19 protein-coding genes and 3 tRNA genes are annotated in these 20,084 nt (G+C 67.9%); 8 read left to right on the top strand and 14 right to left on the bottom strand.

The features are described from left to right. Nucleotides 1-39 precede the first annotated feature (39 nt). Nucleotides 40-315: a YfhL family 4Fe-4S dicluster ferredoxin gene (locus tag PGB34_RS04190; protein WP_271426799.1), complete on the top strand. Its 276-nt coding sequence runs from the start codon at nt 40-42 to the stop codon at nt 313-315. 25 nt (nt 316-340) lie between these two features. Here the strand turns inward: PGB34_RS04190 and PGB34_RS04185 are convergent, their stop codons facing one another. The 8 genes from PGB34_RS04185 to PGB34_RS04150 form a co-directional block, all read right to left on the bottom strand. Further along, on the bottom strand, nt 341-808 hold the full coding sequence (locus PGB34_RS04185; RefSeq protein ID WP_271426798.1) for a hypothetical protein: 468 nt from the start codon (nt 806-808) through the stop codon (nt 341-343). Between the two features lie 90 nt (nt 809-898). Beyond that, nucleotides 899-1,570 (bottom strand): aminoacyl-tRNA hydrolase, encoded by a 672-nt coding sequence (gene pth, locus PGB34_RS04180; RefSeq protein ID WP_271426797.1) that lies wholly within the window; start codon nt 1,568-1,570, stop codon nt 899-901. A gap of 125 nt (nt 1,571-1,695) precedes the next feature. Beyond that, nucleotides 1,696-2,331 carry a 50S ribosomal protein L25/general stress protein Ctc gene (locus PGB34_RS04175; protein ID WP_271426796.1) on the bottom strand — a complete coding sequence of 212 codons (636 nt, stop codon included), beginning with the start codon at nt 2,329-2,331 and terminating at the stop codon, nt 1,696-1,698. 215 nt (nt 2,332-2,546) lie between these two features. Next, entirely contained in the window at nt 2,547-3,521 is a 975-nt protein-coding gene (locus PGB34_RS04170) for a ribose-phosphate pyrophosphokinase (RefSeq protein ID WP_271426795.1), read from the bottom strand. A 79-nt stretch (nt 3,522-3,600) separates the two neighbouring features. After that, nucleotides 3,601-3,677 (bottom strand) — tRNA-Gln (locus PGB34_RS04165). Between the two features lie 67 nt (nt 3,678-3,744). Beyond that, the gene (ispE, locus tag PGB34_RS04160; protein WP_271426794.1) at nt 3,745-4,620 is read right to left on the bottom strand and encodes a 4-(cytidine 5'-diphospho)-2-C-methyl-D-erythritol kinase; all 876 of its coding nucleotides are present in this window, start codon (nt 4,618-4,620) and stop codon (nt 3,745-3,747) included. Continuing rightward, nucleotides 4,617-5,177 carry a lipoprotein insertase outer membrane protein LolB gene (locus PGB34_RS04155; protein ID WP_271426793.1) on the bottom strand — a complete coding sequence of 187 codons (561 nt, stop codon included), beginning with the start codon at nt 5,175-5,177 and terminating at the stop codon, nt 4,617-4,619. Before PGB34_RS04155 ends, ispE begins: the two co-directional genes overlap by 4 nt. Nucleotides 5,178-5,185: 8 nt before the next feature. Further along, a complete protein-coding gene (locus tag PGB34_RS04150; RefSeq protein ID WP_271426792.1) occupies nt 5,186-6,964 on the bottom strand; it encodes a tetratricopeptide repeat protein in 1,779 nt (592 codons plus the stop codon). Between the two features lie 128 nt (nt 6,965-7,092). Here PGB34_RS04150 and mutM point away from each other — a divergent pair, with 128 nt between their 5' ends. From mutM to mutY, 3 genes are all read left to right on the top strand, one after another. Beyond that, complete coding sequence (mutM, locus tag PGB34_RS04145) at nt 7,093-7,908, top strand: bifunctional DNA-formamidopyrimidine glycosylase/DNA-(apurinic or apyrimidinic site) lyase (RefSeq protein ID WP_271426791.1); 816 nt, start codon at nt 7,093-7,095, stop codon at nt 7,906-7,908. A gap of 72 nt (nt 7,909-7,980) precedes the next feature. Further along, complete coding sequence (locus PGB34_RS04140) at nt 7,981-9,948, top strand: dynamin family protein (protein ID WP_271426790.1); 1,968 nt, start codon at nt 7,981-7,983, stop codon at nt 9,946-9,948. A 23-nt stretch (nt 9,949-9,971) separates the two neighbouring features. After that, nucleotides 9,972-11,060 carry an A/G-specific adenine glycosylase gene (mutY, locus tag PGB34_RS04135; RefSeq protein ID WP_271426789.1) on the top strand — a complete coding sequence of 363 codons (1,089 nt, stop codon included), beginning with the start codon at nt 9,972-9,974 and terminating at the stop codon, nt 11,058-11,060. A gap of 54 nt (nt 11,061-11,114) precedes the next feature. On the opposite strand, the gene rapZ is transcribed toward mutY, so the two are convergent. The 3 genes from rapZ to PGB34_RS04120 all read right to left on the bottom strand — a co-directional run bounded on the left by rapZ (nt 11,115) and on the right by PGB34_RS04120 (nt 14,785). Continuing rightward, complete coding sequence (gene rapZ, locus PGB34_RS04130; RefSeq protein WP_271426788.1) at nt 11,115-11,990, bottom strand: RNase adapter RapZ; 876 nt, start codon at nt 11,988-11,990, stop codon at nt 11,115-11,117. After that, nucleotides 11,987-13,699, bottom strand: coding sequence for a DNA repair protein RecN (gene recN / locus PGB34_RS04125; RefSeq protein ID WP_271426787.1), 1,713 nt, complete (start codon nt 13,697-13,699; stop codon nt 11,987-11,989). The genes rapZ and recN overlap by 4 nt, the downstream gene beginning before the upstream one ends. A 183-nt stretch (nt 13,700-13,882) precedes the next feature. After that, nucleotides 13,883-14,785: an NAD kinase gene (locus tag PGB34_RS04120; RefSeq protein ID WP_271426786.1), complete on the bottom strand. Its 903-nt coding sequence runs from the start codon at nt 14,783-14,785 to the stop codon at nt 13,883-13,885. 84 nt (nt 14,786-14,869) lie between these two features. Between PGB34_RS04120 and hrcA the strand changes: the two genes are divergently transcribed. From hrcA to greB, 4 genes are all read left to right on the top strand, one after another. Then, complete coding sequence (hrcA, locus tag PGB34_RS04115) at nt 14,870-15,877, top strand: heat-inducible transcriptional repressor HrcA (RefSeq protein ID WP_271426785.1); 1,008 nt, start codon at nt 14,870-14,872, stop codon at nt 15,875-15,877. Nucleotides 15,878-15,915: 38 nt separating this feature from the next. Next, a tRNA-Ile gene (locus tag PGB34_RS04110) sits at nt 15,916-15,992 on the top strand. A 99-nt stretch (nt 15,993-16,091) separates the two neighbouring features. Next, nucleotides 16,092-16,168, top strand: a tRNA-Arg gene (locus tag PGB34_RS04105). A 102-nt stretch (nt 16,169-16,270) separates the two neighbouring features. Further along, complete coding sequence (gene greB, locus PGB34_RS04100; RefSeq protein ID WP_271426784.1) at nt 16,271-16,831, top strand: transcription elongation factor GreB; 561 nt, start codon at nt 16,271-16,273, stop codon at nt 16,829-16,831. 17 nt (nt 16,832-16,848) lie between these two features. Here greB and PGB34_RS04095 read toward each other — a convergent pair whose 3' ends face one another. The 3 genes from PGB34_RS04095 to gmk all read right to left on the bottom strand — a co-directional run bounded on the left by PGB34_RS04095 (nt 16,849) and on the right by gmk (nt 20,082). Beyond that, nucleotides 16,849-19,107, bottom strand: a complete 2,259-nt coding sequence (locus PGB34_RS04095) for a RelA/SpoT family protein (RefSeq protein ID WP_271426783.1) — start codon at nt 19,105-19,107, stop codon at nt 16,849-16,851. 124 nt (nt 19,108-19,231) lie between these two features. Beyond that, nucleotides 19,232-19,435, bottom strand: coding sequence for a DNA-directed RNA polymerase subunit omega (gene rpoZ / locus PGB34_RS04090; protein WP_225781112.1), 204 nt, complete (start codon nt 19,433-19,435; stop codon nt 19,232-19,234). Nucleotides 19,436-19,461: 26 nt separating this feature from the next. After that, on the bottom strand, nt 19,462-20,082 hold the full coding sequence (gmk, locus tag PGB34_RS04085; RefSeq protein WP_271426782.1) for a guanylate kinase: 621 nt from the start codon (nt 20,080-20,082) through the stop codon (nt 19,462-19,464). Nucleotides 20,083-20,084: the final 2 nt, after the last annotated feature.

Here is a 20,084-nt window from a genome sequence, read left to right as displayed (position 1 = left end):
CATGCAGGGCTGGCCCCCTGAGCGCCGATAATCGCGCCCATGGCCCTCATGATCACCGACGAATGCATCAACTGCGACGTCTGCGAACCCGAGTGCCCCAACGATGCGATCTCGATGGGCGAGAACTTCTATCAGATCGATCCGCACCGGTGCACCGAGTGCGTGGGGCATTTCGAGGAAGCGCAGTGCGTGCAGATCTGCCCGGTGGCCTGCATTCCCGTGAACCCCGCGCACGTGGAAAGCCGGGAGACCCTGCTGCAGAAGTACCAGCGCCTGCAGGCGCTGGAGCCGGCGCCTCAGCTGCCTGCCTCCTGAGCGGAGCCGCGCGAGCTGCCGGCGCTCAGTGCGCCTTGCGCCCCTTGGCCGGGGCAGGCCCTCTGGCCGTGAAGCCTTCGTTCTTGGGCAATCTTCCCTTCTCCACCTTGGGTCGCCTGAGCCGCTGCTGCAGCGGCGCGGCCTTGGCCTCATCGTCCGCCACCCAGGGCGAGCGGTGCTCGATCACCGCAGGCCCGCGCGTCGCTGCCGCCGCTTCCTGGCGTTCGCGCTCGCGCGCCATGGCGTCGGCCTGCTGGCGCGTGCGCTGCGTGCTGGCATCGGCCTCGGCGCGTGCACGCGCCGATGGGGCTTCGTCGGGCGCGATGGCACGCCCGCTGGGGCAGGGTTGATCGCTGTACTGGTTGCCGCAGCGCCAGATGGGCGACGCAGGCTGCTGCGCCTGAACTGCCAGCGGAGCCAGCGCAGGCAGTGCAAGGCACACGATGAACGATCGCAGCGCCCGGCGGCGCTGCGCGGATCTGATGGCATGCATGGCCCCTCCCTGGGTCCGGTGGTGGACGGTTCGCCCTGCTCGGGGGCGCCTGGGCACATGCTTGCGGCAACAGGGCGCCGACGCAAGCCCTCAGGCGGTGTCGGCAGGCGGTGCCAGTGGCGCGGGTGTGGCTTCCGTGCTTTTTGCCGCAGCGGGCGGGGCTTCGCGGCGCGGCGGTTTGGGCCGCGGCGGCTTGCTGGTGTGGATCAGGGCCGTGGCCTTGTCCATCTCGCCACGGGCCAGCGGGGCGGCGGCATGCAGCGTGCGGCTGATGGCGTCGTCGATGGCTTCGCGGTGCTCGCGCAGCGGCTTCTTGAGCACCCAGCTCACCACTTCGCTCTTGCTGCCCGGATGGCCGATGCCCAGGCGCAGGCGCCAGTAGTCGCCCGTGCCCAGCTGGGCGTGGATGTCGCGCAGGCCGTTGTGGCCCGCATGGCCGCCGCCGAACTTGAGCTTGGCCTGGCCGGGCAGCACGTCCAGCTCGTCATGCACCACCAGGATTTCCTCTGGCGCGATCTTGTAGAAGCGTGCGAGTGCAGACACCGACTTGCCCGAGAGGTTCATGAAGGTCTGGGGCTGCAGCAGCCACACCGTCTGCCCTGCAATCTGCGTGCGCGCCACCAGGCCGTGGTAGCCGCGCTCTGGCACCAGTTGAGCCTTGGCGTCGCGGGCAAGGGCATCGACCCACCAGAAGCCGGCGTTGTGGCGGGTGTCTTCGTACTCCGGGCCCGGGTTGCCCAGGCCGACGAACAGTTTGATCATGGGCAGGGATTATCAGGCGCGGTTCCATGCCATCCCTTGTGCGCAGTCGGCTGCAGCAAGGGGCGCCCAAACAAAAAAAGGAGCCCGCTCGGGGCTCCTTTCCGGGGCGAAGAATCCAGAGAGGATTACTTCTTCTTGCCGCCCTTGGCAGGCGCGGCTGCCGGTGCGGGGGCCGCAGCGGCAGGGGCTTCCTCTTCCACCACGGGTGCGACGGCGGTCGCGACCACGGGGTTCGGCTTGCCGTGCAGGATCACCTTGGCGCCCTTGGGCAGCTTCAGGTCGCTGACGTGAACGGTGGCAGCGTTGGTCAGGCCGGACAGATCCACTTCGATGAACTCGGGCAGGTCGGCCGGCAGCACGCTGATCTGGATTTCCGTCATCACGTGGTTCACCAGGTTGTGGTGCAGCTTCACGGCTTCGGACTCTTCTTCACCCTTGAAGTGCAGGGGCACCTTCACCGTCAGGCGGGTGCGGGCGTCCACACGCTGGAAGTCCACGTGCTGCACCAGCTGCTTGAAGGGGTGGTACTGCACGTCACGCAGCAGAACCTTGCTCACGGTGCCGCCCAGGTCCATCTCGAGGATGGAGGCGTGGAAGGCTTCCTTCTTCAGGGCATGCCACAGCGCGTTGTGGTCCAGCTCGACCAGTTGCGGCTGTTGGCCTTCACCACCGTAGACGATGCCGGGCGTCTTGCCGGCATTGCGCAGACGGCGGCTCGCACCCGTACCCTGCTTTGCGCGCTCAAAAGCGACGAATTTCATGTGATTCTCCAGATGGAACCGGCCGCGACCAGCCTGGCTCCGTTTCAACAAAGGCTCCCGAAGGAGCCCACAAAAAAGAAGCGGCGAAGCCTGCTTCTCAAAGACGGTGCAGAGCATCGCGCCGCACCGTCTTCACTGCGATCAGGATCCGGCTTCGCCGGTCCTGTTCGCACTGATCTTCAAACCCATCTTGCGATCTTCAGATCGCAAGATGCTCAAAACAGGTTGTCCTGCTCCGAGAACAGGCTCATCACCGATTCACCCTTGGCAATGCGCTGGATCGTCTCGGCGAACAGGGGGGCCACCGACAGCTGGCGGATCTTGCTGCAGCTGGCTGCCGCGTCGGACAGCGGGATCGTGTTGGTCACGCACACTTCGTCCAGCGCAGTGCCCTGGGCAATGCGTTCCATGGCCGGGCCCGAGAACACCGGATGCGTGCAGTAGGCATACACCTTCTTGGCGCCGCGCTCCTTGAGCACCTCGGCCGCCTTCACCAGCGTGCCGGCCGTGTCGATCATGTCATCCATGATCACGCAGTTGCGGCCATCGATTTCGCCGATCACATTCATCACCTCGCTCACGTTCGCCTTCGGGCGACGCTTGTCGATGATGGCCAGATCGCAGTTGAGCTGCTTGGCCAGCGCGCGGGCGCGCACCACGCCGCCCACGTCGGGGCTCACCACGATCAGGTCTTCGTAGTTCTTGGCGCGCAGATCGCCCAGCAGCACGGGCGAGGCATAGATGTTGTCGACGGGGATGTCGAAGAAGCCCTGGATCTGGTCGGCGTGCAGGTCCATGGTCAGCACGCGGGCCACGCCCACGGTCTGCAGCAGGTTGGCAACCACCTTGGCCGAGATCGGCACGCGCGTGGAGCGCACGCGGCGGTCCTGGCGGGCATAACCGAAGTAGGGGATCACGGCGCTGATGCGTTCGGCCGACGAGCGCTTGAGCGCGTCGACCATGATCAGCAGTTCCATCAGGTTTTCGTTCGTGGGCGCGCAGGTGGACTGCACGACGAACACGTCACGGGCGCGAACGTTCTCGTTGATCTCGACGGTGACTTCGCCGTCGGAGAAGCGGCCCACGCGCGCGGCGCCGAGCGGCGAACCCAGGTGTTGAGAGATTTCTGCGGCCAGGCCCGGATTGGCATTGCCGGTGAAAACCATGAAGTCAGGGTGGTGCGCCTGCATGCTTGCTTCCCGGCGGTCAGAAAGTGGGGCTGGTGACTGCGGCGCTGGGCCGCTGGCCAGATTCTCAAAGAAAAGAATTTGGCAGGGGAAGAAGGATTCGAACCTTCGCATGCCGGAATCAAAATCCGGTGCCTTAACCAGCTTGGCGACTCCCCTACACAGGAGACAGGTCTAGCGACCTGCCACCGATGAACGTCGCGTTCAACCGCACTTGGCTGAACTTCTAGCCCACCCACCCTGCTAGAGGATGGACTGCCAGATTGCTGCAGATTCGTTGCTGCCAACCCGCAGGTGGATTGCGCAGTGACGCGTCTTGCATCAAGTCCATCGCTGCGAACACCGCACTGCCAGATCCGGTCATCCGGGGCTTGAGTCCTTGAGCGCCAAGCCAGTCGAGGGCTTGCGTCACTTCAGGGTTGAGCCTTTGGGCGACTGGCTGCAGATCGTTGTGACCAAAGCGAAAGATCTCTTCAGAGAGCTTTTTGCCTTGCGCCGTATCGTTCTCAGCGAAGCCATAGAGTATAGCGCCAGGTGTGGAACGTTGCAAATCTTCAGCTGAAAAAATTTTGGCAGTGGCCAGCCCGCTGGCCGGCTTGAGCACGGCGAAGCGTGCCGCAGGCAGCTCGACGGGGGTGATCTGCTCGCCCACGCCTTCGACCCACGCATTGCGCCCGCGCAGGAAGAAGGGCACGTCCGCGCCCAGCGTGAGGCCGATGCGCTCCAGCCTGGCCAGCGGCAGATGCAGGCCCCACAGGCGGTTGAGCGCAAGAAGGCAGGTGGCCGCGTCGGAGGAGCCGCCGCCCATGCCGGCCTCGGCAGGGATGCGCTTGAGCACGCCGATGTGGGCGCCCTGGCCTGGTTGGGCGAAGCCCTGCAGCGCACGGGCGGCGCGCAGCACCAGGTCGTCGGGGGGCAGCGCAGGGCCCAGGTCTTCGCGGCTCAACTGGCCGTCGCTGCGCAGTTCCACATGCAAGGTGTCGCACCAGTCGATGAGCATGAACACCGACTGCAGCAGGTGGTAGCCGTCATCGCGCCGGCCCGTGATGTGCAGGAAGAGGTTGAGCTTGGCGGGCGCGCTGAGCTCGTACAGCGCCTTCATGGCGCGTCGGTGGCCGCAGGCGCGGGCTCGAAGACCAGGCGCAGATCGGCCCTGGGCAAGGGCGATTCACGCACGGCCTGCAGCCGGCCCTCGTTCACGCGATCCAGTTGGGGGCGCCAGCCGGGCACGGGCGTGGCGCGGCCGGCCAGCCAGCCGAACAGGGCATCCACCGGCAGCGCGGCGCCGGTCAGTCGCGTCAGCAGGATGTCGATGGAGGCTTCGCGTTGCACGCGGCGTCCGTCGTCGAGCGAGGCCTGGCCGGGTGACCATTGCAGCAGGCCCAGCGTGTTGCCGATGGGCGTGCTGAGCTTGAGTTCGCCCCGGCCCGGCGCGCCGCGCAGTTCAAACACGGCGGCGAAGGACTGCGGCGGCTCGCTGTCGACGCGCAATGACAGGCGCCCGCTCCAGTAGCCGCCTTCTGCAGCGTCAGGTTTGCGGGCCGGCGCTGACGTGCCGCAGGCGGCCAGCAAGCACGGCAGCGAGGCCGCTGCGAGCAGCCAGCGCCTGCGTGCGGGGCCGACTTCCTCGGGGGCCAGGTCGCAGGGCCGCTCGTGCATGCCGCGCATCATGGCGACACACGCAGGCGCTTGAGCGTCTCCTGCAGCGTTTCATTGTCGGCATCGGCCAGCTTGGCCTGCTGCCAGATCGTGACCGCGCGAGCACGGTCGCCGCGTGCCCACAGCACCTCGCCCAGGTGAGCGGCGATCTCGGGATCGGGGCGCTTGCGGTAGGCCGCCTCGAGGATGCGCAGGGCCTCGGCCGTGTTGCCCATGCGGAACTCGACCCAGCCCAGGCTGTCGGCGATGAAGGGGTCTTCGGGGGCCAGTTCCAGCGCCTTGCGAATCAGCGTGCGTGCCTCGTCCAGGCGCAGGTTGCGATCGGCCAGCGAGTAGCCCAGCGCGTTGTAGGCATGGGCGTTGTCGGGCTGCAGCGTGATCACGCGCCGCAGGTGGCGCTCCATCTCGTCGTTGCGGCCCAGCTTCTCGGCTGCGAGGGCCAGGTCGTACAGAAGCTCGCTGTCTTCGGCATCGGCCTTGTGGCCTTCGTTGAGCAGGTCGTAGGCGGCCTGGTGCTGGCGCGCTTCGCGCAGCAGCTGCACCTGCGCCATGAAGCGCTGCTTGCGTTCGGCGACCGTGCGCGCGGGCAACTGCTGCAACAGCGCCCGAGCTTGTGGCAGTTGACCCTGCCGGCCCATCAACAGGGCGCGGCGCGTCTGGGCCTGGAAGAGCTCTTCCTTGTCCTCGATGCGCGAAAGCCATTGCTCGGCCGCGGCGTAGTCCTTGCGGCGTTCGGCCAGCTGCGACAGCTGCAGATAGGCCTGCGCCATGCCGCGACGGCGCTCGTCGGCATCGCTCGCGGCGGCGGCCAGTTCCAGGTAGCGCTGCAAAGAAGCCTGGGCTGCCGCGTCGTCGCGGGTCTGCCCCTGCAGGGTGCCCAGCATCAGCCATGGATCGGGCTGCGCGGGGTGGGCTTCGGTCACGGCCTTCAATTGCGCGGTCGCTTCGTCGTAGCGCTGTGCGCCGACCAGCCAGCGCGCATAGGCCACGCGGGCTTCGGGCAGCGCTTCCTTGTCCTGCAGGTAGCGCTTGACCAGCGCCTCGGCCTGCGGGCGTTTGGCGTCCATCAGGTCCAGGGCCAGCACGACGGGGCCGTCGGCCTTGGGGTCGGCGGCGGCGCCGCGCTCGGCCGCAGCCAGCGCGCCGTCCAGGTCGCCGCCCAACTGCCGCACGCGGCCGACCGTGGTCCAGGAAAGCGCGGCCGTGATGGGGTTGCGCAGATCGTCCTCAAGCGCCTGCTCGACCACCTGCGCGGCGAGCTTTTTGTCCTGGGCGCGGCCGTAGTTGCGGGCGATCACCGTCAGCAGCACGGGGCGCTCGATGACCGGCGTGGCCGCCAGTTCGGCGCGCAGCGGCTGCACCGTTTCCGCCAGGCGGCCCAGGGCGATCAGCACCTGCAGTTCCAGCCTGCGTGCATCGCGTGAATCAGGAACGGCCTGCTGCCAGGCGCGCGCGGCTGTGAGCGCCGATTCGGGCGAGCGGCCCGCGATGGCCGCCTCGGCCGCGCGCTGGAACAGCTCCGGCTCGCCGGAGCGACGCGCGGCTTCCAGCAGCAAGGCGAAGCTGTCCGCGGGATCGCCGTTGCGTGCACTGATCTCGCCCAGCAGCACTTCGTAGAAGAGCTGGGCGGTCATGGCGGAGGGGCGCGCCGGCGCAGGCGCATCGACCTTGGTGCCGGGTGCCGGTGGCACAGGCCCTGCGGGCGGCGCGGGCTGTGCCTGTGCCAGTCCTGCTACCAGGGTCCACATGACCAGGGCCGCACGCTTTCTGCGAGGCTTGAAACTCATCAATCCATAATAATGCAAGGCCCGTTGCCGCCCGGCCAGTCGACCTTGAGGGCCTGCGGTGCTTGCGGCCTCTTTTGCGCCCCTGGCTCGCATGTGTTTTCGATGGCGGCGGCCGCCCTCCAAGCGCCATGCCTGAACTCCCCGAAGTCGAAGTCACCCGCCGCGGTTTTGCCGATCGCATCGCCGGCGCGCAAGTGCAGGCCGTGCGTGTCGGCAAGCCCTTGCGCTGGGCGCTGGCGGTGCCGCCCGAATCGTTGGTCGGGCGCCAGGTCATCGGTGTGCGGCGGCGCGGCAAGTACCTGCTCGTCGACCTGGACCAGGGTCTGCTGCTCCTGCACCTGGGCATGTCCGGCAGCCTGCGCTTCGACCTCGAACTGCCGCCGCCGGGCGCCCATGACCATTTCGATCTGCAGACCTCGGCAGGCACGCTGCGCCTGCACGACCCGCGCCGCTTTGGTGCCGTGGTGCATGTGAGCGACGAATCCTCCCTGCTGGCGCGCAAGCTGCTGGGCCGCCTGGGCATGGAGCCTCTGGGCGAGCACTTCGATCCGGCTGCCTTCCATGCCGGGCTGCAGCGCCGGCGCGCGCCCATCAAGCAGGTGCTGCTGGCTGGCGACGTGGTGGTGGGCGTGGGCAACATCTATGCGTCGGAGGCCTTGTTCCTGGCGGGAATCCGCCCCACCACCCTGGCGGCGCGCATCTCGCGGCCCCGCGCCGCGCGGCTGCATGCGGCGGTGCGCGACGTGCTGGGCCGCGCCGTGGAGCGTGGCGGCAGCACGCTGCGCGACTTTTCGGGGGTGGACGGGCAGGGCGGCTACTTCCAGCTCGAAGCGATGGTTTACGGCCGCGCCGGCCAGCCTTGTCGCGTGTGCGGCCAGCCGATCCGCCTGCTGCGCCAGGGCCAGCGCGCCACCTACTTTTGCGCGCAATGCCAGAAGGCTTGATGCGCAGAGTCGGTGGTCACACACTTGGGCAGTGACCTGTTATATTTTGAAACACCGCCACACGGACGCATCGTGAGCCGCTCCTTCGATCAGCAATTCGACCAGCACGGGGCCTGGCGCCGGAACTTCGCCCATCGGCTGAAGTGGCTGGGCAACTGGCTGCGCGACAACGACCTGCTCGACACCGCAGTGGCCGAGCGCCTGCGCGAGCTGGAGACGCAGATGCGTGCCAGCAAGGTGCGCGTGGCCTTCGTGGCCGAGTTCTCGCGCGGCAAGTCCGAGCTGATCAACGCCATCTTCTTTGCCGGCTACGGACGCCGCGTCATGCCGGCCAGCGCCGGGCGCACCACCATGTGCCCCACCGAGCTGGGCTATGACCCCACGCTCGCCCCCAGCCTGCGCCTGCTGCCCATCGAAACCCGGCTGGAAACCGGCTCCCTGAATGCCTGGCTGCGCAACACCGAGCGCTGGACCGAAATTGCGGTGGATGTGGACGATGCCGAGCATCTGGCCGCCACCATGCAGAAAGTGGCCGAGGTGATGTGGGTGCCCAGGGAGCAGGCCAAAGCCCTGGGCTTCTGGCATGACGACATGCCTCAGGACAACCCCGTGGTCGATGCCCAGGGCCGCGTGGAGGTGCCGCGCTGGCGCCATGCGGTGCTGAACATGCCTCATCCGCTGCTCGAGCAGGGGCTGGTGATCCTCGACACCCCCGGCCTCAACGCGATCGGCGCCGAGCCCGAGCTGACGGTGAGCCTCATTCCGCAGGCCCACGCGGTGGTTTTCATCCTGGGCGCAGACACCGGCGTGACGCGCTCCGACCTCTCCATCTGGCGCGAGCATCTGACGACGGAGGGCGATCCGAGCGAAACGCGGCTGGTGGTGCTCAACAAGATCGACACGCTCTGGGACTCGCTGAGCCAGCCGGGCCAGATCGATGCGCAGCTGGAGCGCCAATGCGCCAGTGCGGCCCAGACGCTGGGCGTGTCGCGCGATCGCGTGCTGCCGGTATCGGCCCAGAAAGGGCTGCAGGCCAAGGTCGAGCACCAGAGCGCGCTGCTGCGTGCCAGCCGCCTGCCGGCGCTGGAGGCGGCCCTGGGCCAAGGTCTTCTGGGCCGGCGCGAGCAGGTGCTGCGCCAGGCCGTGAACACCGGCGTGAGTGCGCTGCGCGCAGAGGCCGCGCGCGTGCTCCAGGTGCGCCAGCGCGACCTGGCCGAGCAGGTGCTCGAGCTTCAGGGCCTGCGCGGCAAGAACAGCGGCGTGCTGCGCCACATGCGCGGCCGCATCGAGCAGGAGCAGGCCGACTTCGAATCCAGCAATGCGCGCATCCTGGCGCTGCGATCCATCCAGGCCAAGATGCTGCGCCAGGTCCATGCCGTGCTGGGCGTGACCACCTTGCGCGAGGACATGGGCCGGCTGGCGCAGGCGTTGCGCGCCTCGGGCCTGAAGCTGAACGTGAAGGCCATCTATGGCAGCACCTTCGATGCCCTGAGGCAGAACCTGCGCGAGGTCCACGCCTCGCTGACGGAAATGCACAGCATGCTCAACGCCACGTTCCGGCAGCTCAACGCCGAGCACGGCTTTTCGCTGCAGGCGCCACCGGAGCCCGAACTGGCCGAGTTCGAGGCCGAGCTGGGCCGCATCGAGCAGAGCCACCTGCACTACCTGGGCGTGGGCAACATGCTGCGCCTGGTGCAGGCCGAGTTCTGCGACAAGCTGGTGCGGGCCCTGGCCAGCCGCGTGCGCGCGGTCAACGAAGCTGCCGTCCATGAAATCGACCGCTGGGGCAAGTCGGCCCGGGCGCAGCTGGACGTGCAACTGCGCGAGCGGCGCCGCAGTTTCGTGCGGCGCCTCGAATCCCTGGAGCGCATCCAGTCGGCCACCGGCAACCTGGACGAGCGCCTGGCGGAAATCGAGGCCCAGTCCCAGGCGCTCCAGTCGCTGCAGCAAAGGCTCGATGAACTCACGGGCCTGCTGACCAGCGCGGAGCCCGGCCCATCCCCTGCCGGCTCGGCGCCCGGCGAGTTGCGCGTCGCGTGACGGCGCGCCCTCCGGCGGACGACGTGCACACGCACGCCGCCGCACTGGCTCCTGCCTTTGCGCCTGCGCTCATCGCCTGGCAGCGCAGCCACGGCCGCAGCACGCTGCCCTGGCAGAACACGCGCGATCCGTACCGCGTGTGGCTGTCCGAAATCATGCTGCAGCAGACGCAGGTCGTGACCGTGCTGGGCTACTACGCACGCTTCCTGGAACGCTTTCCTGCTGTATCGGCGCTGGCAGCCGCCAGCGAGGACGAGGTGCTGGGTTTGTGGAGCGGCCTGGGCTACTACAGCCGCGCGCGCAACCTGCACCGCTGCGCCCAGGACGTGGTGGCGCGGTTCGGCGGGCGCTTTCCGGCATCGGCGCAGGAATTGCAGACCCTGCCTGGCATCGGCCGCTCCACGGCGGCCGCCATTGCGGCCTTCTGCTTCGGCGAACGCGTGGCCATTCTGGACGGCAACGTCAAGCGTGTGCTCACGCGGGTGCTGGCCTATGAGGCTGACCTTTCGCGCAGCGCCAACGAGAAGACACTGTGGGATGCGGCACAGCAGATGCTGCCTGCGCCTGCCGCGGGCGAGGCGTCGGGGGCGGACGACACCATGGCGCGCTACACCCAGGGCCAGATGGACCTGGGTGCGACCGTGTGCCTGCCGCGCCAGCCGCAATGCCTGATCTGCCCGGTGCAACGCCTGTGCCGCGGCAGCGCGGCCGGCAACCCCGAGCGCTACCCGGTGCGCGAGCGCCGGCTGCGCCGCAGCGCCCAGAGCCTGTGGCTGCTGCTGGCGCGCCGCGACGATGGCGCCGTATGGCTGCACAAGCGGCCCGCCAAGGGCATCTGGGCCGGCCTGCACAGCCTGCCGGTCTTTGACAGCGAGGAGGCGCTGCAGGCCGCGCTGCCGCCGCAGGCCTGGGCCGCGGCGGTGATGCAACCAGCCTTCGTGCACGTTCTCACGCACAAGGACCTGCATCTGCACCCCGTGCGCGTGGCGGCGCGCGCCGATCTGCAGGGCCTGCCGCCGCTCGATGGCTCGGGCCGCTGGGTCTCGGCGCAGGAATGGCCCGGGCTGGGCCTGCCGGCGCCGGTGCGGCGCCTGCTCGAAGACGAGCATTGAGCAGACGGACGGCGCGACGCCCGGGTTCTGCGCGAACCCCGCGGCACGCCGCGATCAGTCGGTGTCCAGCTCGCGGTGCCGCTTGAGTGCGGCCCAGCGCTCGCCGAAGGCGCGCGCCAGTTGCTCGACCAGAAAGACCGAGCGGTGCTGGCCGCCCGTGCAGCCGATGGCCACCGTCACGTAGCTGCGGTGGTCATCGGCCAGTGCCGCCAGCCAGTGGTTGAGGAACTGCTCGATGTCGGCATACATCTGCGCCACTTCGTCGTGCGCCCGCAGCCAGTCGACCACCGGCGTGTCGCGCCCCGTCAGCGCACGCAGCTCGGCCACATAGTGCGGGTTGGGCAGCATGCGCACATCGAACACGTAGTCCGCGTCCAGCGGCAGCCCGCGCTTGAAGGCGAAGGACTGGAAGACCAGCGTCAACTGGCGCTGCGGCGCGTTCAGCAGCGCCTTGATGTAGGTGCGCAGCTGCGCCGGCTGGATCAGGCTGGTGTCGATCACGTCTGCGCCGTCGCGCAGGTCGGCCAGCAGCTCGCGTTCGAGCTCGATGGCCTGCACCAGGGCGCGCTCCTGCTCGGGCGCGTCCACGCGGCCTTCCTGCCTGGACAGCGGGTGGCGCCGCCGGGTTTCGGAAAACCGCCGCACCAGCGCTTCGGTCGTCGAGTCCAGGAACAGCGAACGCAGCGCGATGCCTTCCTTGCGCAGGTTGGCCAGCTGCAGAGGCAGGCCGGGCAGCGAGACGCCGCTGCGCACGTCGATCGCCACAGCCACGCGCCGGGCGCGCTGGGCGGTCTGCAAGGCCAGGAAGGAGGCCAGCAGCTCGGGCGGTAGGTTGTCGACGCAGTAGTAGCCGGCATCTTCCAGCGCATGCAGGGCCACCGACTTGCCGGAGCCGGACATGCCGGTGATGAGGACCAGATCCAGCGTCATGGGTGGGCCTTGGCTTTGCGGCGCGGCGTGTCGGCTGCGGCAGCAGGCTGCGGCGCCAGCAGCTCGCGGGCATGGGCCAGCGTGGTGGCCGAGATGCGCTCGCCGCCCAGCATGCGCGCGATTTCTTCGGCTCGCTCCTCGGCCAGCAAGGGCTGTACCGAGCTCTCGGTGCGCGGCGCCTGGCCTGGCGCTTCAACGGCAGCGCGCTTGGCCACGCGCAGGTGATGGTCGGCGCAGGCGGCCACCTGGGGCAGGTGGGTCACGGCCAGCACTTGGCGGTCGCGGCCCAGTTGCTGCATCAGCCGGCCCACGGTTTCAGCCACCGCGCCACCGACGCCCGAGTCCACTTCGTCAAAAATCAGTGTCTGCGCATTGCCCAGCCGGCTGGTGGTCACCGCAATGGCCAGCGCGATGCGCGAGAGTTCTCCGCCGGAGGCCACCTTGCCGATGGGGCGCGGCGTGCTGCCTGCATGGCCGGCCACCAGGAAGTTGACGTCCTCCAGGCCCGCGCGGCCGGGCTGGGCAGCGGGCTGCAACTGCACGTCAAAGCGGCCGCCCTGCATGCCCAGGCCCTGCATGGCCTGGCTGATGGCCTGGGCCAGGCGCGGCGCGGCCTGCGTGCGGCGCGCGCTCACGGCCTGGGCCGATTTGCGCCAGCTCTGCTGGCTGCGCTGTTCGGCGGCTTCCAGCGCTTCCAGGTCGGTCTGGGCGTCCAACTGCGCCAGCTCCCCTTGCCATTGCGCGAGCAGTGCGGGCAGGTCTTCGGGCTGGCGCTTGTAGCGCCGCGCCAGCGACATCCACTGGCCCATGCGTTCGTCGAGCGCGGCCAGTTGTTCCGGGTCGGTGTCGGTGTGGCGCAGATAGGCCTGCAGCGAATGCGCCGCGTCCGAGGCCTGCGCCACGCTGGAGGCCAGCTCCTCGATCAGCCCCTGGAACTCGGGCTCGAGGTGGCGCTGGTTCTGCAGCAGCTCCAGCGCCTTGTTCAGCGCGCCCAGCGCGCCGCTGTCCTCGTCTTCCAGGGCCGCATGCGCGCCCTGGGCCGCATCGATCAGCCCCTGCGCGTGCGAAAGCCGCGTGTGCTGGGTCGACAGCTCTTCCCATTCGGCTTCACGCGGGGCCAGCTTGCCCAGCTCGCCAATCTGCCACTGCAGCCGTTCGCGCTCGCGCTGCAGCGAATCCTGCGCGCGGCGCGCGTCTTCCAGCGCCTGCAGGGCCTGGCGCCAGCGCTGCCAGGCGGCTTCCATCTCGCTCACGTCCACCCCGGCATAGGCGTCGAGCAGGCCGCGCACGGCCTCGGTTCGCGTGAGGCTTTGCCAGGCGTGCTGGCCATGGATGTCCAGCAACTGGTCGCCCAGCTCCCGCAACTGCGTGGCCGTGGCCGGCGCACCATTGATCCAGCCGCGGCTGCGGCCCTGCAGATCCACGGATCGGCGCAGCAGCAGCGTGTCATCGGCGGTGAAGCCGCCTTCCTCTAGCCAGGCGGCCAGGGCGGGATCGGCATCGAACTCGGCGCTCACGTCCAGGCGCTGCGCGCCCTCGCGCACGGCGCCCGGATCGGCGCGGTTGCCCAGCACCAGCTGCAGCGCATCGATGAGGATGGACTTGCCGGCGCCGGTCTCGCCCGTCAGCACCGTGAAGCCGGCCTGCAGGTCCAGCTCCAGCGAACGGACGATCACGAAGTCCCGCAGGGTGATGCGGCGCAGCGCCATCTCAGTGGCGCCCGGCCGCCCGAAGGCACTGAGGCACCCCCTCGGGGGGCAGCGGACCTCGCGAAGCGGGGGAGCGTGGGGGCTGTTTCATTTCAGTGGCGCCCGGCCGCCCGAAGGCACTGAGGCACCCCCTCGGGGGGCAGCGGACCTCGCGAAGCGGGGGAGCGTGGGGGTAGTTTCATTTCAGTTGTCTCCCTTGTTCCAGTGCATCTTGCGGCGCAGCGTGTCGAAGTAGCTCCAGCCGCGTGGATGCAGAAAGCGCACATGGAAGTCGGAGCGGCGCACCACGATGCGGTCGCCCTGGCGCAGGGAGGCAAGGGATTGCATGTCGAAGTTGGCGCTGGCGTCGCGGTCGTTGACCACCTCGATGGTCACTTCTTCGGCGTCGGGCAGCAGGATGGGGCGGTTGGACAGGGTGTGGGGCGCGATCGGCACCATGATCCAGCCCGGGATGGACGGATGCAGCAGGGGCCCACCGGCCGACAGGGCGTAGGCCGTGGAGCCTGTGGAGGTGGCGATGATCAGGCCGTCCGCGCGCTGGTTGGCCACGAAGGCCTTGCCCACAGACACGCGCAGTTCCACCATGCCCGAGGTGGCGCCGCGATTGACCACCACGTCGTTCATGGCCACGGCCTCGAACACGGACTGGCCGTCGCGCATCACGCTGGCCTGGATCAGGCTGCGGTGGTCCTCGTCGTACTCGCCGGCCAGCATGGGGCGCAGCGCGTCCTGGTATTCATCGAGCGCGATGTCGGTGATGAAGCCCAGGCGGCCCCGGTTGATGCCGATCAGCGGCACGCCAAAAGGCGCCAGCTGGCGGCCGATGCCCAGCATGGTGCCGTCGCCGCCCACCACGAGGCCGAGGTCGCATTGCTCGCCGATCTCCTCGACGCTCATCACGGGATGGCGGCAGGCGCGCGGCGGCACGGCTGCGTCGCCGCAGCCTGCGCTGCTTTGCTCCAGCACCACCTCACATCCTTGCGCGCTCAGGAAGTCGCCGATCTCGTCCATCACGGGATCGTGCGCGCGCGCGCCCTGCGGCTGGTACTTGCCGATAAGGGCGACGCGGCGAAACACAGAAGTCATGCGCAAATTAAAACATCTTTGCTTGACCAGCCGGTGGCCACAAGGCGTGCCTGAACAAGGCCATCCCGCTCCTAAAATCGTGCCATGCTGGATGACCGTGCCAAGTTGCTGCTCAAGACGCTGGTTGAGCGCTACATCTCCGATGGAACGCCCGTCGGTTCGCGCACCCTCTCGCGTGCGCCGGGGCTGGAGCTGTCGCCGGCCACCATCCGGAATGTGATGTCCGACCTGGAGGAGCTGGGCTTGATCGCCAGCCCGCACACCTCGGCCGGCCGCATTCCCACGGCGCGCGGCTACCGCCTGTTCGTGGACACCATGCTCACCGCGCAGCGCACCCAGTTGGCGGCGCCCAGCCTGCCGGCCGACCAGCCGCAGAAGGTGATCGCCAACGCCGCGCAGATGCTGTCCAACCTGTCGCAATTCGTCGGCGTGGTGATGGCGCCGCGCCGCGCTGCCGCCTTCCGGCAGGTGGAATTCCTGCGGCTGTCGGAGCGGCGACTGCTGGTGATCATCGTCTCCACCGATGGCGATGTGCAGAACCGGGTGATCTTCACCGACCGCGACTATTCGCAGTCCGAGCTGGTGGAGGCAGCGAACTATCTCAACGCCCACTACAGCGGCCTGTCGATGGAGCAGGTGCGTGACCAGTTGCAAGGCGAGATGGAAACCCTGCGCGGCGAAATCGCCACGCTGATGCAGGCAGCCGTGCAGGTCAGCACCGAAGCCATGAGCGCGGCGCAGGAAGAGGTGATCATTGCCGGCGAGCGCAACCTGCTGGCCGTGAGCGACTTCTCCAGCGACATGAGCCAGCTGCGCCGGGCCTTCGAGCTGTTCGAGCAGAAGGCGCAACTGCTGCGCCTGCTCGATGTGTCGAGCAAGGCCGAGGGCGTGCGCATCTTCATCGGCGGCGAAAGCCAGGTCGTGCCTTTTGAAGAGCTGTCGGTGGTCAGCGCGAACTACGAGGTCGATGGTGAGGTGGTCGGCACGCTGGGCGTCATCGGCCCCACGCGCATGCACTATGACCGCATGATCCAGATCGTGGACATCACTGCGCGCCTGGTGGGCAATGCATTGAGCCAGCCCAAGGGATAACAGGGCAAATCCTGGTATAGAATCGTGGGCTTCGCACAGGGCCGTTAGCTCAGTTGGTCAGAGCAGGGGACTCATAATCCCTTGGTCGCTGGTTCAAGTCCAGCACGGCCTACCAAGCACGCTGAAAAGCATTGCTGACGTCCCTGAAGAATTCAAAAAGAAAAACAAGAAAATCTAGAGGAGTGCTCAAAAGCACGCTATACTAGATAGCTTAGCGGCTGTAGCTCAGCTGGATAGAGTACTTGGCTACGAACCAAGGGGTCGTGGGTTCGATTCCTGCCAGCCGCACCAAACGGATAGCCCCGGAACAGCAATGTTCCGGGGCTTTTTCCTTTCTGCGCCTTCAGCCCTGATGAGGGATTTCTGAGGGACTCACCTTTCCGGGCAATCGGTATGAGCAAGGCCTTTACCAAGGAAAGCGACGGCGAAGAGGACGACCTCGACGCCGGGCTGCCGCCCCTGCCGGCGGGCAGCAAGAACTACATCACGCCGGCCGGCTACGCGCGGCTGCGCGCGGAGCTGCTGGACCTGATGGACAACGAGCGGCCCAAGGTGGTGGAGGCCGTGCATTGGGCGGCCAAGAACGGAGACCGTTCAGAAAACGGCGACTACCTCTACGGCAAGAAGCGACTGCGCGAAATCGACCGCCGCATCCGCTTCCTCACGCGCCGGCTGGAGATTGCCGAGGTCACCGACCCTTCCGTGCATCACGGCGGCGATCAGGTCTTCTTTGGCGCCACCGTCACTTATGCGGACGAAGAAGGTGCCGAGTCCACCGTGACGATCCTGGGCATCGACGAGGCAGTCAGCGCGCAGTCCCAGGTGAGCTGGGTGTCGCCCGTCGCGCGCGCGCTGCTCAAGGCGCGCGTGGGCGATCTGGTGCGCCTGGTCACGCCGGCCGGCGCGCGCGAGATCGAGGTGCTGGCCGTGAGCTACCCCGTCCCAGCAGCCTGAAGCTGCCGCCTGTGCGCTCAGGGGGCCGGAAGAATGCGCGCCGCCTTGAGCACGGAGGGCGTGCGACGCGCGGCGCGCAGCACGTTGTCCAGATGCGAGCGGTCCTGCACGGCGACGACGAAGCGCAGGTCGATCGAGTCCTGTGCTGCGTCTTCGGGCATTTCGACGTGCGTGATGTCTGCTTCCGCGCCCGCCAGCGTGGCGGCGATGCGGGCCAGCACGCCCTTGTCATTGCGCACGGTCACGCGCAGCGCGGTTTCGAACGGTCGCAGCGGCTCGTCCGACCACTCCACGGTGATGAAGCGCTCGCTGTCCTTGTGGTGCAGGCGCTGCGCCACGCCGCAGCTGTCCACATGCACCACCAGCCCTTCGCCGTGGCCCAGGTATCCCACGATGGGGTCGCCCGGGATGGGGCGGCAACAGGTGGCAAAGCGCACCGAGGAGTTCTCGCTGCCGTCCAGCGTCACGCCGCCCTGCGACACCGACTCATGTGCGGTGAAGCGCTCGCGCGTGAGCATGAGGGCGTCGGGGCGCTCGCCGCGCTCGGCCATCAGCGCCATCAGCCGCTTGGCGACGATGGTCGCGATGCGCCGGCCCAGGCCGATGTCCGTCAGCAGCTCGGCGCGGCTGCGGTTGCCCGTGAAGCGCAGCAGCTTGTCCCACAGCGGCTGCTGCTCGGTGCTGTCGTCGGGCAGCCGGGCCAGGCCCTCGGCGCGCAGGGCCTGGGTCAGCAGCTTCTCCCCCAGGCCTTCGGACTCGGTCTGCTCCAGCGTCTTGAGGTAATGACGGATCTTGGAGCGTGCCCGGCCCGTGCGCACAAAGCCCAGCCAGGCGGGGTTGGGCGTGGACACCGGCGCGGTGATGACTTCCACCACGTCGCCGTTGTTGAGTTCGGTGCGCAGCGGCACCTGCTCGCCATTGATGCGGGCGGCCGAGGTGTGGTCGCCGATGTTGGTGTGGATGGCGTATGCGAAGTCCACCACCGTGGCGCCGCGGGGCAGGGCCATGATCTCGCTCTTGGGCGTGAACACATAGACCGCGTCGGGAAAGAGGTCCACCTTCACATGGTCCCAGAACTCGGCGGCGTCGCGCGTTTCGTCCTGGATGTCCAGCAGCGACTGCAGCCACTTGGCACTCAGCCGTTCGGCCCCGGTATCGCTGGTCTCCGAAGCCTTGTAGAGCCAATGCGCGGCCACGCCCGACTCGGCGACGAGGTGCATGGCTTCGGTGCGCAGCTGGAATTCGACGTTCACGCCCGAGGGGCCGACCAGCGTGGTGTGCAAGGACTGGTAGCCGTTGAGCTTGGTGATGGCGATGTGGTCCTTGAACTTGCCCGGCAGCGGCTTGTACAGCTGGTGCAGGATGCCCAGCGCGGTGTAGCAGGCCGTGATGGTGGGCAGGATCAGGCGAAAGCCGTAGATGTCCGTGACCTCGGCGAAGCTCAGGTGCTTCTCATCCATCTTGCGGTAGATGGAGTAGAGCGTCTTCTCGCGGCCCGCGATCCGGATCTGCAGGTCTGCGTTGGCAAAGGCCGCTTCCACGTCGCGCTGCACCTTGTGGATCAGGTCGCGCCGGCGGCTGCGGGCCTTGGCCACGGCCTTGCCCAGGATCGCATAGCGCCAGGGCCGCAGATGCCGGAACGACAGGTCCTGCAGCTCGCGGTAGGTCTGGTTCAGACCCAGGCGGTAGGCGATGGGGGCGTAGATCTCCAGCGTCTCGCGCGAGATGCGCGACCACTTTTCACGCGGCGCATCGGACAGCGTGCGCATGTTGTGCGTGCGGTCGGCCAGCTTGACCAGGATCACGCGCACGTCGCGCGCCATGGCCAGCAGCATCTTGCGAAAGCTCTCGGCCTGGTTTTCCTCGCGGGTGTTGAACTGCAGCTTGTCCAGCTTGGTCAGGCCGTCCACCAGCTCGGCCACCGAGGCGCCGAAGCGCTCCACGAGGTCGGCCTTGGTGACGCCGCAGTCCTCCATCGCGTCGTGGAGCAGGGCGGCCATCAGGGCCTGGGCATCGAGCTTCCATTCCGTGCACTGCGCGGCCACCGCAATGGGATGGGTGATATAGGGCTCGCCGCTGTTGCGCAACTGGCCCAGGTGGGCTTCGTCGGCAAAACGGTAGGCGCGGCGCACCAGCTCCACGTCTTCCGCGCTCAGGTAGTCCAGCCGATCCAGAAGCGCGGCAAAGCTGGCCGCAGCCGCATTCAGGGCTGCAGGCCGACCCGATGGCAGGCTGCTTGCCGAAGGTCTGGACTCAGGTTGGACGACCGCACTCATGGTTGTGACTTTAGCAAGACAGTTGCATGTCCCGCTCCGGGCACAAAAAAAGCACCGCAAGCGGTGCTCTCTTTTTGTGCGGCCAGCAGCCGTTCAGGCGCGGCCGGCAGTGCGTGCGAGGCAATCAGCCGGGCACCTTCTTGAGCATTTCCAGGCCGATCTTGCCGTCGGCAATTTCGCGCAGCGCAGTGACGGCCGGCTTGTTCTTGCTTTCGATCTTGGGTGCGTGACCCTGGCTCAGCATGCGGGCGCGGTAGGTGGCCGCCAGCACGAGTTGAAAGCGGTTGGGGATCTGCTCCAGGCAGTCTTCGACGGTGATGCGGGCCATGGCTATCTCTTTCTCGGTGCGATGGATCAGGAAATGTTCAGTGCCGCGAAGGTGTCGGCACGGGCGCGGCGCTGGGCGACGTAGCGCAGGCGTTGCGCGTGAACGATGGCCTTGAGGTCAAAGAGCGCGCGCTCGAAAAGCTCGTTGATTATAACGAAGTCGAACTGGCTGGCCTGGGCCATCTCCTCGGCGGCATTGGCCAGGCGCAGGTCGATCACGTCGGGCGCATCCTCGCCGCGCCGCTCCAGGCGCGAGCGCAGCTCTTCCCAGCTGGGCGGCAGGATGAAGATCAGCACTGCGTTGGCAAAGGTCTTGCGGATCTGCAGCGCGCCCTGGAAGTCGATCTCCAGCAGCACGTCGGCGCCTTGGGCGACGCGCTCCTCCACGGCTTTCTTCGAGGTGCCGTAGCGGTGCCCATGCACGTGCGCCCATTCCACGAAACCGTCGGCGGCGACCATCGCATCGAACTCGGCCGCGGAGGTGAAGAAGTATTCGCGGCCATGCTTTTCCTGGCCACGCGGCGGGCGCGTCGTGTGCGACACCGAGGGCTGAACGGCCGAGTCCAGCTCCATCAGCGCCTTGACCAGGCTGGATTTGCCGGCGCCGCTGGGCGCCGCCACGACGAAGATGTTGCCGGGGTATTCCATGT

The organism is Xenophilus arseniciresistens (assembly GCF_028023875.1).
GTDB classification, from domain to species: Bacteria; Pseudomonadota; Gammaproteobacteria; order Burkholderiales; family Burkholderiaceae_C; genus Xenophilus; species Xenophilus arseniciresistens.
This window is presented reverse-complemented; position numbering and strand designations above follow the sequence as displayed.

Coding starts and splice junctions, on each gene's coding strand:
- PGB34_RS04190 (WP_271426799.1), top strand. CDS start 40: ATGGCCCTCATGATCACCGACGAATGCATCAACTGCGACGTCTGCGAA.
- PGB34_RS04185 (WP_271426798.1), bottom strand. CDS start 808: ATGCATGCCATCAGATCCGCGCAGCGCCGCCGGGCGCTGCGATCGTTC.
- pth (WP_271426797.1), bottom strand. CDS start 1,570: ATGATCAAACTGTTCGTCGGCCTGGGCAACCCGGGCCCGGAGTACGAA.
- PGB34_RS04175 (WP_271426796.1), bottom strand. CDS start 2,331: ATGAAATTCGTCGCTTTTGAGCGCGCAAAGCAGGGTACGGGTGCGAGC.
- PGB34_RS04170 (WP_271426795.1), bottom strand. CDS start 3,521: ATGCAGGCGCACCACCCTGACTTCATGGTTTTCACCGGCAATGCCAAT.
- ispE (WP_271426794.1), bottom strand. CDS start 4,620: ATGAAGGCGCTGTACGAGCTCAGCGCGCCCGCCAAGCTCAACCTCTTC.
- PGB34_RS04155 (WP_271426793.1), bottom strand. CDS start 5,177: ATGCACGAGCGGCCCTGCGACCTGGCCCCCGAGGAAGTCGGCCCCGCA.
- PGB34_RS04150 (WP_271426792.1), bottom strand. CDS start 6,964: ATGAGTTTCAAGCCTCGCAGAAAGCGTGCGGCCCTGGTCATGTGGACC.
- mutM (WP_271426791.1), top strand. CDS start 7,093: ATGCCTGAACTCCCCGAAGTCGAAGTCACCCGCCGCGGTTTTGCCGAT.
- rapZ (WP_271426788.1), bottom strand. CDS start 11,990: ATGACGCTGGATCTGGTCCTCATCACCGGCATGTCCGGCTCCGGCAAG.
- recN (WP_271426787.1), bottom strand. CDS start 13,699: ATGGCGCTGCGCCGCATCACCCTGCGGGACTTCGTGATCGTCCGTTCG.
- PGB34_RS04120 (WP_271426786.1), bottom strand. CDS start 14,785: ATGACTTCTGTGTTTCGCCGCGTCGCCCTTATCGGCAAGTACCAGCCG.
- hrcA (WP_271426785.1), top strand. CDS start 14,870: ATGCTGGATGACCGTGCCAAGTTGCTGCTCAAGACGCTGGTTGAGCGC.
- greB (WP_271426784.1), top strand. CDS start 16,271: ATGAGCAAGGCCTTTACCAAGGAAAGCGACGGCGAAGAGGACGACCTC.
- PGB34_RS04095 (WP_271426783.1), bottom strand. CDS start 19,107: ATGAGTGCGGTCGTCCAACCTGAGTCCAGACCTTCGGCAAGCAGCCTG.
- rpoZ (WP_225781112.1), bottom strand. CDS start 19,435: ATGGCCCGCATCACCGTCGAAGACTGCCTGGAGCAGATCCCCAACCGC.
- gmk (WP_271426782.1), bottom strand. CDS start 20,082: ATGGAATACCCCGGCAACATCTTCGTCGTGGCGGCGCCCAGCGGCGCC.